Here is a 12,417-nt window from a genome sequence, read left to right on the forward strand (position 1 = left end):
ACTCCCCCACGCAACGAGGAGCGAATCGTCGTGACCATCACCCAGCCCGACCTCAGCGTCTTCGAGACCCTCGAGTCCGAGGTGCGCAGCTACTGCCGCGGCTGGCCCACCGTCTTCGACCGTGCGCTGGGCAGCCGCATGTACGACGAGGACGGCCATGAGTACCTGGACTTCTTCGCCGGGGCCGGCTCACTCAACTACGGGCACAACAACCCCGTCCTGAAACGGGCGTTGATCGACTACCTGGAGCGGGACGGCGTCACGCACGGGCTCGACATGTCGACCACCGCCAAACGGTCCTTCCTCCAGACCTTCCAGGACCTGGTGCTGCGGCCCCGCGACCTGCCGTACAAGGTCATGTTCCCGGGCCCGACGGGCACCAACGCCGTCGAGTCGGCGCTCAAGCTCGCCCGGAAGGTGAAGGGCCGCGAGGCCATCGTGTCCTTCACCAACGCCTTCCACGGCATGTCGCTCGGCTCCCTCGCCGTCACCGGCAACGCCTTCAAGCGGGCCGGCGCCGGCATCCCGCTGGTGCACGGCACGCCCATGCCGTTCGACAACTACTTCGACGGCCAGGTCCCGGACTTCCTGTGGTTCGAGCGGCTCCTGGAGGACCAGGGCTCCGGCCTCAACAAGCCCGCCGCCGTGATCGTCGAGACCGTGCAGGGCGAGGGCGGCATCAACGTCGCGCGTCCCGAGTGGCTGCGCGCGCTGGCCGAGCTGTGCGAGCGCCAGGACATGCTGCTCATCGTCGACGACATCCAGATGGGCTGCGGCCGCACCGGCGCCTTCTTCTCCTTCGAGGAGGCGGGCATCACGCCGGACATCGTCACCGTCTCGAAGTCCATCAGCGGCTACGGACTGCCGATGTCGCTGTGCCTGTTCAAGCCCGAGCTGGACATCTGGGAGCCGGGCGAGCACAACGGCACCTTCCGCGGCAACAACCCCGCCTTCGTCACGGCCACGGCCACGCTGGAGGCGTACTGGGCGGACGGGTCCGCGATGGAGAAGCAGACCCGCGCCCGCGGCGAGCAGGTCGAGCAGGCCTTCGCCGCCATCACCGAGGAGAACCCCGCCGCCGTCAAGGAGTACCGCGGCCGCGGTCTCGTGTGGGGCATGGAGTTCCACGACAAGGAGCGCGCGGGCCGGATCGCCCGGCGCGCCTTCGAACGGGGGCTGCTCCTCGAGACCTCGGGCCCGGAGAGCGAGGTCGTCAAACTCCTCCCGGCGCTCACCATCACGGCCGACGAACTGGACGAGGGGCTCAGCATCCTCGCCCGCGCCGTGCGCGAGACCGCCTGAACAACCGAGAACGCCCGTTTCCGGGCATCAACTAGGAGGCAAGGCACCACCGTGATCGTCCGTTCGTTCAAGGAGATCGAAGGCACCGACCGGCATGTGAAGTCCGCGTCCGGCACCTGGGAGAGCAAAAGGATCGTCCTCGCCAAGGAGAGGGTCGGCTTCTCGGTTCACGAGACGATCCTGTACGCGGGTACCGAGACCAGCATGTGGTACGCGAATCACATCGAGGCCGTCGTCTGCACGCAGGGCGACGCCGAGTTGACCGACCGCGAGACGGGGAAGACGTACCACATCACGCCCGGCACGATGTACCTCCTCAACGGCCACGAGCGGCACACGCTCAAGGTCAAGGAGGACTTCCACTGCATCTGTGTCTTCAACCCGCCCGTGACCGGACGGGAGGATCACGACGAGAACGGCGTCTACCCGCTGCTCACCGAGCCCGAGGAGGTGTGACATCACATGACCACCATCACTGATCTCTATCCCAGCCGCGGCCCCGCCGAGGTGGCCGTCCCGCGCAAGGACCCGGTCGTCTGGGGTTCCCCCGGCACCCCGGGCCCGATCGCGGCGGCCGAGCTCCAGGCGTTCGAGCGCGACGGGTTCCTCGCCATCGACCAGCTGATCACCCCGGACGAGGTCCCGCTCTACGCGCAGGAGCTGGAGCGGCTCGTCACCGACCCGCGGATCCGCGCGGACGAGCGCTCGATCGTAGAGCCGAAGTCCAAGGAGATCCGGTCGGTCTTCGAGGTGCACAAGATCAGCGAGGTGTTCGCGAAGCTGGTGCGCGACGAGCGCGTGGTCGGCCGGGCACGGCAGATCCTCGGCTCGGACGTGTACGTCCACCAGTCGCGGATCAACGTCAAGCCCGGTTTCGGGGCCAGCGGCTTCTACTGGCACTCGGACTTCGAGACCTGGCACGCCGAGGACGGCCTGCCCAACATGCGCACGGTGTCCGTCTCGATCGCGCTGACCGAGAACTACGACACCAACGGCGGCCTCATGATCATGCCGGGGTCGCACAAGACGTTCCTGGGCTGCTCCGGCGAGACGCCCAAGGACAACTACAAGCAGTCGCTGCAGATGCAGGACGCGGGCACGCCCTCCGACGAGGCGCTGACCGCCATGGCGAGCGACTACGGCATCAAGCTGTTCACCGGCAAGGCCGGTTCGGCGACGTGGTTCGACTGCAACTGCATGCACGGCTCGGGTGACAACATCACCCCGTTCCCGCGCAGCAACGTCTTCATCGTGTTCAACAGCGTGGAGAACGCCGCGGTCGAGCCGTTCGCGGCTCCCGTGCGGCGGCCCGAGTTCATCGGGGCGCGGGACTTCACCCCGGTGAAGTAGCCGGACGGAGCAGTTCCGGAGCGGGCGGCGTCACTGGCTTCACAGCCACGACAGTGACGCCGCCCGCTCCAGTACGTTCCTGATCGCGCCCTCGTCGCCCGCGACGCGGCGCGGCACCTCGGCCGGTGTCCGGCGGCCACCGACCAGAAGGCAGAACTCGACCGGGTCCAGGGCGAGTTCGGCGTACACCGGCTCGTCCTCCGAGCCCAGCACCCACTGCTCACCGCCGTCCACGGCGAACAGCACGGGCGGCGCCGTGGGACCGAGGGCCAGGCCGAGGACACGGACGGCCAGCCGCACCAGCTGCCCCAGGTACCCGGCGGGCGGCGGGGGTACGGCGAGGCCGAGGGCCCGGCCGATGTCGTCGGTGTGGATCCACGTCTCGAAGGCGCGCACGACGTAGTGGTCGGCGACGGGCAGCCGTACGCCCATCAACATCGTTGCCCTGGCGGCGAGTTCGGGCTCGCGGGCCTCGGGGACGGCGAGCAGGGCGGCGGCCTGCGCCGCCCAGTCGGCGACCGTCTGCGCGGGGGTACGGCCGTGCTCGTGCGCGATGACCTCGGCGCTGCGGCGGTTCCACGCCTCCACCCAGCTCACGTCTTCTCCGGCCGCGGACGACGGGACGCGTGGCGCGATGCCGAGCCGCCCGGCGAGCGGCTCGTCGGCGGCGAGCAGATGGGCCACGGTGGCGTGCACGTCCCAGTCGTGCACGACCGGCGTGCTCCAGCGGCCCTCCGCCTCGGGCAGCAGCGCCTTCAGCCCGGCGACCGCGGCCGCGTAGGGAGCGGCGTGCACGGCGACCCGGGGTGCCGCGGGGCGGGCGCGCAGGGCGGCGGCGAGCACGTCCGGGGCGGGCGGTGCGTGCGCGCCGGTCAGGGCCGCTCCGTCCAGCAGTCGTACGGTCTCGCGCAAGCGCTCCGCCTCCGCCGCGCAGCTCTCGCACTCCGCGAGGTGCTCGCGGACGGCCCGTTCCTCGTCCGGCGGGAGCGCGCCGAAGGCCCAGGCGGCCAGCAGGTCGCGTACGCGGTCGTGCTCGGTCACCGTGAGCCTCCCTTCCCGGCTTGCCGTGTCGCCATCATGCGCCTCGTTCCAGCGCGGGGTCGGGTGGGTCGGCCAAAGTGTCGGCCAAGGAGCGTAAAGCCGTGCGCAGCCGGGTCTTGGCGGTGCCCTCGGGGATGCCGAGTTCGACGGCGGCCTGCCGGTAGGTGCGGCCCGCGAAGTAGGCGAGGTGCACCACCTCCCGCTGCGGCTGCGGCAGTTCGGCGAGCGCCGAGTGCAGAAGGCGCGAGCGTTCGCGGTCGACGACCGTCTCGTCCGGGCCGGGCGCGGCGTCCGGGACGGCGAGCAGCGCCGAGTCGTCGGCCCGGGTGTCCTTGCGGTGCCGGGCCTCGCTGCGCACCCAGTCCACGGCCCGCCGGTGGGCGATCATGGACAGCCAGGTGCGCAGACTGCCCCGGCCCGCGTCGTAGGCGTACGGTCTGCTCCACAGCTGGGCGAAGACCTCCTGGGCCACATCCTCCACGGCGGCCGGGCTGCGGGTGACCCGCACGGCGACCCGGCGCACCAGGGCCCCGTACACCTCGTAGACCTCGGCCAGCGCGGACTCGTCCCCGTACACCAGGCGCCGGTGCAGCTCCGCGTCTGCGGGCCGCCGTACGGGGGAGGTGCCCGTGGACTCCACGTGCCCTTCCTAGCGTCCCGGGAGACCGCGCGCCAGTGGTTCAGGCGGACAGAACGTCGAGCAGCCGGTCGACGTCGGCGGCCGTGTTGTACAGGTGGAAGGCGGCGCGCAGGTTGCCCGCCCGGTTAGAGACCTCCACTCCCGCGCTGCTCAACTCGCCCTGGCAGCTGCCGAGTCCGGGGACGGACACGATCGGCGAGCCGGGCGCCGGCACGGGCTCGTGGCCGAGGGAGGCGAGGCCCGCGCGGAAGCGGTCCGCGAGGGCGAGGTCGTGGGCGCGCACCGTGTCCGGGCCGGCCTCCTCCAGCAGTTCCAGGGAGCGGCGGGCGCCCGCGTAGGAGAAGAGCGCGGGACTCTCGTCGAACCGCCGTGCGGAGTGGGCGAGTTCGTCGATGGGGCCGTAGCAGGCGTCCCACGGGCGCTCCCCCGCCACCCAGCCGGCGAACAGCGGCGTGAGAGCGCCGAAGTCCTCCGGGACGACGAGGAAGGCCACGCCGCGCGGGCAGAAGAGCCATTTGAAGGCGACGGAGGCGGAGTAGTCGTGGGCGTCCGCGTCGAAGTCCAGCCATCCGGCGGCCTGGGACGCGTCGACATACGTACGCGCCCCGTGCTGGCGCGCCGCCTCCGCGATCGCGGCCAGGTCGGCCACCCGGCCGTCGGCGGACTGGACGGCGCTGACCGCGACCAGCGCGGTGCCGGGCCGCACGGACTCGGCGACGCGTTCCAGCGGCACGCTGCGCACCTTGAGGTCGGAGCGGACGTGGAAGGGGTTGACCACCGAGCTGAAGTCGCCCTCGGCGGTGAGGACTTCGGCGCCGGCCGGGAGGGAGGCGGCGATCAGCCCGCTGTAGACGGCGACCGAGGCCCCGGCGGCCACCCGGCGCGCGGGCACCCCGACCAGCCGCGCGAACGAGGCGCGGCTCGCCTCGACGTCCGCGAACATGTCGGTCGGGTCGCCGGCCGCGGCGGCCTCCACGGCGGTGCGCAGGGCGGCCACGGTGCGGGCCGGCAGCAGCCCGGTGCTCGCGGTGTTCAGGTAGGTGTTCTTCGGCGCGAACTCGGCACGGACGAGGCTCTCGAAGGTCTCCATGGATCCACTGTGGTCCCCCGGGAACCCATAGTCCATTGCCGATTTCTACGTGGTTTCGCCAAGCGACGCTTATACATGGGCCGCCACCTGCGGTTCTGCGGCGGCCCGCGCGATCACTGCTGCGGAACGGCGCACCCGTCCGGGCCGCACGCCTCCGCGCCGCCCTCGTCGATCAGCGTCAGCGGGGACCGCTCGCCCCACGCCTGGGTCAGCGCCTCGGTGAAGACCTCGGCGGGCTGGGCGCCGGAGACGCCGTACTTGCGGTCGAGGACGAAGAAGGGCACGCCGTTCGCACCGAGCTCGGCGGCCTCGCGCTCGTCCGTGCGCACCTCGTCGGCGTAGGCGGTGGGGTCGGCGAGCACCTTGCGGGCGTCCTCGGCCTCGAGCCCGGCCTCGACGGCGAGCTCGACCAGCCGCTCGTCGCCCTCGGAGAAGACGGAGCGCTCCTCGGCGAAGTTCGCCCGGTAGAGGAGCTGGATCAGCTCGTCCTGCCTGCCCCGCTCCTTGGCGAGGTGCAGCAGGCGGTGCATGTCGAAGGTGTTGCCGTGGTCCCGGTCGCGGGTGCGGTAGTCGAGGCCCTCGGCGGCGGCCTGCGCGCCCAGGTTCTCCTCGCCGGCCTGGGCCTGCGCCTCGCTCATGCCGTACTTCTTCGTGAGCATCGTGAGCACCGGCTGGACGTCGCCCTTGGCGCGGCCCGGGTCCAGCTCGAAGGAGCGGTGCACGACCTCGACCCGGTCGCTGTGCGGGAAGGCGGCCAGCGCCTTCTCGAAGCGGGCCTTGCCCACGTAGCACCAGGGACAGGCGATGTCCGACCAGATCTCGACCTTCATGCTCTCGGCTCTCTCCCGCTCGTACGGAAACGGAGACACCCTCCGCCCGGTACGTGAACGTTCAAGCAGCGGGGATCATTCCCCCGGCACCGAGAAGCGCAGGAAGAGGTGGTGGTCGCCCTCGGCGGGCGGGTTCTCCGGGTCCGGGACCCAGCCCTGGCGGGCGTAGAAGGTCTGGGCCCGGTGGTTGCCGGCATGCACGTCGAGGACGGCGGTGCGCCGGGCGTCGGCCCGCCACTGCTCGACGCAGGCGGTGTGCAGGGCGGTGCCGACGCCGGAGCGCCAGTGGCCCGGGTCGACGTGGAACTGGAACAGCTTGACCGTTTCCGCAGCGGCGCCCTCCGGGGTGCGGAAGGAGGCGACGGCGATCATGCGGCCCTCGCGGACCGCGCACAGGACCTGGCCGTCGGGGCGGGCGATGGCCTGCGTCCAGAGCGCCGGCCAGTCCAGGCCGTCGTCCGGAAGGCCGTCCGGGTAGTACGTTGCGCGGGCGCGCCCATGCAGCTCGGCGACGGCCGCGGCCTCGGCGGGCAGGGCGGTTCTGATCATCAGTGAGTCGACGGTCCGGTTCGCTTCGATCATGCAGCGGAGGACGTGTCCCCGGCGGCCGCGGTTCCCTCTTTTCCTGATCGCCTCCGGGCTCCGGCCGGCTGGAGCCGGGTGAACTGGGTCCGGTAGGCGCTCGGCGTCAGACCGGTGCGGCGGACCACGTGGGCGCGCAGCGAGTCGGCGGTGCCCAGGCCGCAGGCGCGGGCCACCTGGTCCATCGGCAAAGTGGTCGTCTCCAGCAGCTCCTTGGCGCGCTCGATGCGCTGGTGGAGCAGCCACTGCAGGGGGCTGACCCCGCTCTCGGCGTGGAAGCGGCGGGTGAGGGTGCGCACCGAGACGCCCGCGTGCCGCGCCAGGTCGGCGAGGGTGAGCGGCTTGTCGAGGTTGCGCATGGCCCAGCCGCGGGTGTCGGCGCAGACCACGCCGCGCTCGGGCGGCAGCGGGGTGTGGGTGAACTGGGTCTGGCCGCCGGGGCGTACGGGGGCGACGAGGGCGAGCCGGGCGACCTCGTTGGCGACGGCGGCGCCGTAGTCGGTGCGGATGACGTGCAGGCACAGGTCGATGCCGGCGGCGTAGCCGGAGGCGGTGACGTAGGGGCCGTCCTGGACGTAGAGGACGTCTCCCTGGAGGTCGACCTGGGGGTAGCGGCGGCGCAGCTCCTCGGCGTGCGCCCAGTACGTGGTGGCCCGGCGGCCGTGCAGCAGGCCCGCCTCGGCGAGCTGGAAGGCGCCGGTGCACAGCGACGCGATCCGCTTGCCGGCGGCGTCCGCCGCGCGGACGGCGGCCACGATGCGCGGGTCCGGCTCGTAGGGCGCGCCCGTGCCGGCGACCACGACCGTGTCCGCCTCGTGCACCGCGTCGAGTCCGCGGCGCACATACAGGTCGAGTCCGCCGGAGGTGGGCACCGGGCCCGGTTCGGCGGCGCAGATGACCACCTCGTAGCCCGGCCGCCCGGCCACCTCGACCTTGCCGAACAGCAGCTCGGGGATGGCCAGGTTGAACATCGAGACGGGCGAGGGTGCGATGACGGCGATGCGGTGCGCGGGCATGGCCAGAACCTCCGGGTACATGGCATTCAGGCCACTACTGTACGGCGCCGGGAATCCGCAGCATGGAGCCATGTCGACCGACCGGACTCTCGGGAGCGAACAACTCCCCGTCATCGAGCGTGAGTTGGCGCCCAAGGGGCCTTCTCCCGCAGTCACCCTCACCGCCGCGCTGCTGGGATTCGCGCTGATCTGCCTGGACGCCTCCGTGGTGAACGTGGCGCTGCCCTCGATCGGGACCTCACTCGACGGCGGGATGTCCGGGCTCCAGTGGGTGGTGGACGCCTACACGCTGCCGTTCGCGGCGCTGATGCTGTCCACCGGCGCGTTCTCGGACCGGGCGGGGGCGAGCCGCGCGTACGCGCTCGGCACGGCCGTGTTCACCCTCGCCTCGGTGGGCTGCGGGCTGGCGCCGGGGCTGCCGGCGCTGATCGGCGCGCGGGTGGTGCAGGGGGTCGCGGCGGCGGTCGTGCTGCCGGCCTCGCTGGCGCTGGTGCGGCAGGCGTACGCCGATCCGGGGCGGCGGGCCCGCGCGGTGGCGGTGTGGGCGGCGGGCGGTTCGGCGGCGGTGGCGCTCGGGCCGGTGGCGGGCGGTCTGCTGACCACGGCCTGGGACTGGCGCGCGATCTTCTTCGTGAACGTGCCCGTGGGAGCGGCGATCCTGCTGCTTGCGGCGCGCGCTCCGCGCTCCGAGCGCCGTCCGGCACCGCTCGACCTGGCAGGCCAGGCGACCGCGGTGGTCAGCCTGACCGCGCTGACCTTCGCGGTGATCGAGGGCGGGTCCGCCGGGTGGGCGGCGCTGGCCGTCGCCGTCGTCGCGGCGGCCGCCTTCCTGCGCATCGAGGCACGCGGGGCGCACCCGGTCGTGCCCCTCTCCCTCTTCCGCGACCGGACCGTGGCGGTGACGGTCGCGGCGGGAGCGGCGGTCAGCGTCGCCTTCTACAGCATGGTGTTCGTGTTCTCGCTCTTCTTCCAGCAGGTGCAGGGGCGTTCACCGCTCTTCGCGGGCCTGCTCTTCCTGCCGATGACGGGCCTGATCGCGGTGACGAACGTGGTGGCGGGCAAGCTCGCGGGACGCTACGGCGCCCGGCTGCCGATGACGGTGGGGCAGGCCCTGGCCGTCGTGGCCCTCCTCGTCCTCCTCTACGTCGACGCCGGCACGCCCCCGGCCCTGGTGGCCGTGCTCCTGATCCCGCTCGCCCTGGGCTGCGCCCTTACGGTGCCGCCGCTGACCGCCGCGATGATGGACGCCGTACCCGCCGAACGGGCGGGCGTGGCCGCGGGCCTGCTCAACGCGGCCCGCCAGGTCTCGGGCGGCCTCGGGATCGCGGTGTTCGGAGGGCTGGTCGCGGACGACTTCGAGTCCGGGATGCGGCTGGGCCTGCTGGCCGGCGCGGCGCTGCTCGCGGTGACGGCGGCACTGAGCTCCCGGCTCAGAGGTGGGCCGGCCACTTGACGGGCGACCGCTCAGCTCCCGTCCCGCAGGTCGCTCGGCCACGCGGGCCGGTATTCGAGGTGGTCGTACGTCACCACGCAGCCCTCGCCCATCGGGGACTGGGTCATGAAGCCGATCAGGGCGTCGCCGGTCTCCTTCTCGGTGCCCAGGGTGAAGAGGCGGACGAAGGTCCAGCGCCGGCCGTCGCGGGAGGCGTGGAAGGCGAAGGCGCGGCCGGTGCGGCTCACCCGGAACCACACCGAACTGCCCTCCACGGTGAAGGAGTTGGCGTCGTCGGAGTGGCCACGGGTGACCACCGTGCACACGGTGGGCACGTCCGGGGAGTACTCCAGGCAGAGCTTGGCCCAGGCCCGCTCGCCGACATGGACGTAGAGCACACCCGCGTCGAACGCCCCGGCGAAGCCCACCGTGACGCGCGCGATCAGCTGGAAGTCACCCTCGGGGGCCCCGAGCAGCCGGGGCGCGTCCGAGGCCGGCTCCAGGGCCTCACCGGTGGGCGGTACGAACCGGTCCTGCCGGGGACCGGCCCAGCCGGTGAGGATGCCGTCCTCGTAGGACCAGTTGCCGTCGGGGCCGTACGTCCGCAGGGCGAAGGGCAGTTCGGGGAGTTCCACGTCCATCCCGTGAGTGTGGCACCTCGGTGCGGGCGATGCGGGCCTGGGGTTGGGGCTTGTCCGCCCAACGGCCCCTAGCGCTCGAGACGGCCGTCGTAGCGGCGCGGCAGGCCGAGCGGGTTGTCGTCGCGCAGCTCCGGCGGCAGGATCGCCTCGGGTGCGCCCTGGTACACCACCGGCCGCATCCAGCGCTCGATCGCCGTGCCGCCGACGGACGTCGACGTCGAGGTGGTCGCCGGGTAGGGGCCGCCGTGGTGCTGGGCGGGGGCGACGGCGACACCGGTCGGCCAGCCGTTGACGAGGACCCGGCCCGCGAGCGGGGTCAGCTCGGCCAGGAGCTCCGCGCCCCGGCCCTCGCCGGCCGCCTCCTCGGCCGAGAGGTGGACCGTCGCCGTGAGGTTGCCGGGCAGCCGGGACAGCACGGACCGCACCTCGGCCTCGTCCTCGTAGCGCGCCACGACCGTGACCGGCCCGAAGCACTCCTCGAGGAGCAGGTCGTACGCCCCCTCGGCGGCCAGCTTGTCCGCCGCCACCGTCAAAAAGCCCGCGCTCACCGTGTGGTCGCCGCCCGCGCCCGGGGTCACCGGCGTTTCCACGTCGGGGAGTTGGGCGCGCTCGGCGACCCCGGCGAGGAAGTTGTCGCGCATGCGGTGGTCCAGCAGGACCCCCGCATCGGTGTCGCTGACCGCGTCCGTCAGGGACTTCAGCAGGCGGTCGCCCGACGCAGAGGACGGTGCGAGCACCAGGCCGGGCTTCACGCAGAACTGCCCGACGCCCAGCGTCATCGACCCGGCGAGCCCGGTGCCGATCGCCTCCGCGCGCTCGGCCGCGGCGGCCTCGGTGACCACGACGGGGTTCAGCGAGCCCAGCTCGCCGTGGAACGGGATCGGGTTCGGGCGCGCGGCGGCGGCGTCGAACAGCGCCCGGCCGCCCTTCACGGAACCGGTGAAGCCGGCCGCGGCGACCAGCGGGTGCCTGACCAGCTCGACGCCCGCCTCGAAGCCGTGCACCAGGCCGACGACGCCCGCGGGGATGCCGTGCGCGGCGGCGGCCCGGCGCAGCACCTTGGCGACCAGCTCGGACAGCGCCGGGTGGTCGGGGTGGGCCTTGACCACGACCGGGCAGCCCGCGCCCAGCGCGCTCGCGGTGTCGCCGCCCGCGACGGAGAAGGCGAAGGGGAAGTTGGAGGCGGAGTAGACGGCGACGACGCCCAGGGCCACCTTGTAGCGGCGCAGGTCCGGGATCGGCGGCGTCGCGGTGTCGTCCGGGTGGTTGATGATCACGTCGAGGAAGGCACCCTCCTCGACGATGTCCGCGAACGCCCTCAGCTGGTAGCAGGTGCGGGCGAGTTCGCCGGTGAGCCGGACCGGGCCGAGCGCGGTCTCGGCGTCGGCGGTCTCCACGAGCCCGTCCCGCGCCGCCTCGAGCTGCTCGGCGGCGGTGCGCAGGAAGGCCGAGCGGACCGCCCGGTCGGCGAGGGCGTCCCTGCTCGCGTACGCGGCACGGACGGCGGCGTCCACCTCCTGGGCTGTGGCCTCCACCGCAACCTGTTCACGCTGCTTCCCGGTTCGGGGGTCGACACTCCAGACTGGTGCTGCTGCCACCGCAGATCCCTTCACGTATTGCTGGGTCATTCACCAGGGTCGTTCGATATGCTGAACGCCGTCTCTGATGATGAATATGCTGTTGGAGACTATTTCCCGTCCAACGAAGGGGTCAAGGGCGATGTCGGCAGTCGAGACAGGCGGCGGGGCGCAGGTCAAGTCCGCGGTGCGGACCGTTGAATTGCTGGAGTACTTCGCCGGTCGCCCCGGCATGCACTCGCTCGCCTCGGTCCAGGAGGCCGTCGGGTACCCCAAGTCCAGCCTGTACATGTTGCTGCGCACGCTGGTGGAGCTCGGCTGGGTGGAGACCGACGCGACGGGCACGCGGTACGGCATCGGGGTGCGGGCGCTGCTGGTCGGCACCTCGTACATCGACGGCGACGAGGTGGTCGCGGCGGCGCGGCCGACGCTCGACCGGCTGTCGGACGACACCACGGAGACGATCCACCTGGCGCGCCTGGACGGCACGAACGTCGTGTACCTGGCCACCCGCCAGTCGCAGCACTATCTGCGCCCGTTCACGCGGGTGGGGCGCCGGCTGCCCGCGCACTCCACCTCGCTGGGCAAGGCGCTGCTGAGCACGTACACCGACGAGCAGGTGCGCAAGCTGCTCCCGGAGACGCTGCCGGCCCTCACCGAGAACACCATCACGGACCGGGAGAAGCTCATCGAGGAGCTGCACCAGGTCCGCGAGCAGGGCTTCGCGGTGGACCGCGAGGAGAACACGCTGGGGCTGCGCTGCTTCGGCGTGGCGATCCCGTACCGCACTCCGGCGCGGGACGCGATCAGCTGCTCGGTGCCGGTGGCACGGCTGACTCCGGCGCACGAACAGATGGTGAAGGACGCGCTGTTCGACGCCCGGGACCGGCTGACGCTGGCGACCCGTAGGCTCTGA

13 protein-coding genes are annotated in these 12,417 nt (G+C 72.4%); 5 read left to right on the forward strand and 8 right to left on the reverse strand.

Going from position 1 to position 12,417, the window contains the following annotated elements:
- The first annotated feature begins 30 nt into the window (after window positions 1-30).
- From ectB to thpD, 3 genes are read left to right on the forward strand one after another with little or no spacing between them, the layout of a single operon-like run.
- Window positions 31-1,302, forward strand: a complete 1,272-nt coding sequence (ectB, locus tag ACIBN2_RS40420; RefSeq protein ID WP_399142337.1) for a diaminobutyrate--2-oxoglutarate transaminase — start codon at window positions 31-33, stop codon at window positions 1,300-1,302.
- Between the two features lie 51 nt (window positions 1,303-1,353).
- The gene (locus ACIBN2_RS40425; protein ID WP_393868016.1) at window positions 1,354-1,758 is read left to right on the forward strand and encodes an ectoine synthase; all 405 of its coding nucleotides are present in this window, start codon (window positions 1,354-1,356) and stop codon (window positions 1,756-1,758) included.
- A gap of 6 nt (window positions 1,759-1,764) precedes the next feature.
- Window positions 1,765-2,652 (forward strand): ectoine hydroxylase, encoded by an 888-nt coding sequence (thpD, locus tag ACIBN2_RS40430; protein WP_399142339.1) that lies wholly within the window; start codon window positions 1,765-1,767, stop codon window positions 2,650-2,652.
- Between the two features lie 39 nt (window positions 2,653-2,691).
- Here thpD and ACIBN2_RS40435 read toward each other — a convergent pair whose 3' ends face one another.
- The 6 genes from ACIBN2_RS40435 to ACIBN2_RS40460 all read right to left on the reverse strand — a co-directional run bounded on the left by ACIBN2_RS40435 (window position 2,692) and on the right by ACIBN2_RS40460 (window position 7,872).
- The gene (locus ACIBN2_RS40435) at window positions 2,692-3,693 is read right to left on the reverse strand and encodes a maleylpyruvate isomerase family mycothiol-dependent enzyme (RefSeq protein ID WP_399142341.1); all 1,002 of its coding nucleotides are present in this window, start codon (window positions 3,691-3,693) and stop codon (window positions 2,692-2,694) included.
- Between the two features lie 34 nt (window positions 3,694-3,727).
- Window positions 3,728-4,333, reverse strand: coding sequence for an RNA polymerase sigma factor (locus ACIBN2_RS40440; RefSeq protein ID WP_399142343.1), 606 nt, complete (start codon window positions 4,331-4,333; stop codon window positions 3,728-3,730).
- A gap of 40 nt (window positions 4,334-4,373) precedes the next feature.
- Entirely contained in the window at window positions 4,374-5,423 is a 1,050-nt protein-coding gene (locus ACIBN2_RS40445; RefSeq protein WP_399142344.1) for an aminotransferase class V-fold PLP-dependent enzyme, read from the reverse strand.
- A 113-nt stretch (window positions 5,424-5,536) separates the two neighbouring features.
- Entirely contained in the window at window positions 5,537-6,253 is a 717-nt protein-coding gene (locus ACIBN2_RS40450; protein ID WP_399142345.1) for a DsbA family oxidoreductase, read from the reverse strand.
- A gap of 75 nt (window positions 6,254-6,328) precedes the next feature.
- A complete protein-coding gene (locus ACIBN2_RS40455) occupies window positions 6,329-6,835 on the reverse strand; it encodes a GNAT family N-acetyltransferase (protein WP_399142347.1) in 507 nt (168 codons plus the stop codon).
- Complete coding sequence (locus ACIBN2_RS40460; RefSeq protein ID WP_399142349.1) at window positions 6,832-7,872, reverse strand: GlxA family transcriptional regulator; 1,041 nt, start codon at window positions 7,870-7,872, stop codon at window positions 6,832-6,834. The genes ACIBN2_RS40455 and ACIBN2_RS40460 overlap by 4 nt, the downstream gene beginning before the upstream one ends.
- A gap of 49 nt (window positions 7,873-7,921) precedes the next feature.
- On the opposite strand from ACIBN2_RS40460, the gene ACIBN2_RS40465 reads away from it, so the two are divergent.
- Window positions 7,922-9,304: an MFS transporter gene (locus ACIBN2_RS40465; RefSeq protein WP_399142351.1), complete on the forward strand. Its 1,383-nt coding sequence runs from the start codon at window positions 7,922-7,924 to the stop codon at window positions 9,302-9,304.
- Window positions 9,305-9,315: 11 nt separating this feature from the next.
- On the opposite strand, the gene ACIBN2_RS40470 is transcribed toward ACIBN2_RS40465, so the two are convergent.
- Together ACIBN2_RS40470 and ACIBN2_RS40475 are read right to left on the reverse strand one after the other, a co-directional pair.
- Window positions 9,316-9,924, reverse strand: a complete 609-nt coding sequence (locus ACIBN2_RS40470; RefSeq protein WP_399142352.1) for a DUF1349 domain-containing protein — start codon at window positions 9,922-9,924, stop codon at window positions 9,316-9,318.
- A gap of 68 nt (window positions 9,925-9,992) precedes the next feature.
- Window positions 9,993-11,522, reverse strand: a complete 1,530-nt coding sequence (locus tag ACIBN2_RS40475; RefSeq protein ID WP_399142354.1) for an aldehyde dehydrogenase (NADP(+)) — start codon at window positions 11,520-11,522, stop codon at window positions 9,993-9,995.
- Window positions 11,523-11,643: 121 nt separating this feature from the next.
- Between ACIBN2_RS40475 and ACIBN2_RS40480 the strand changes: the two genes are divergently transcribed.
- Window positions 11,644-12,417 (forward strand): IclR family transcriptional regulator, encoded by a 774-nt coding sequence (locus ACIBN2_RS40480; RefSeq protein WP_384257674.1) that lies wholly within the window; start codon window positions 11,644-11,646, stop codon window positions 12,415-12,417.

This window comes from Streptomyces sp. NPDC050534, assembly GCF_044457745.1.
In the GTDB taxonomy this organism is placed as follows: domain Bacteria; phylum Actinomycetota; class Actinomycetes; order Streptomycetales; family Streptomycetaceae; genus Streptomyces.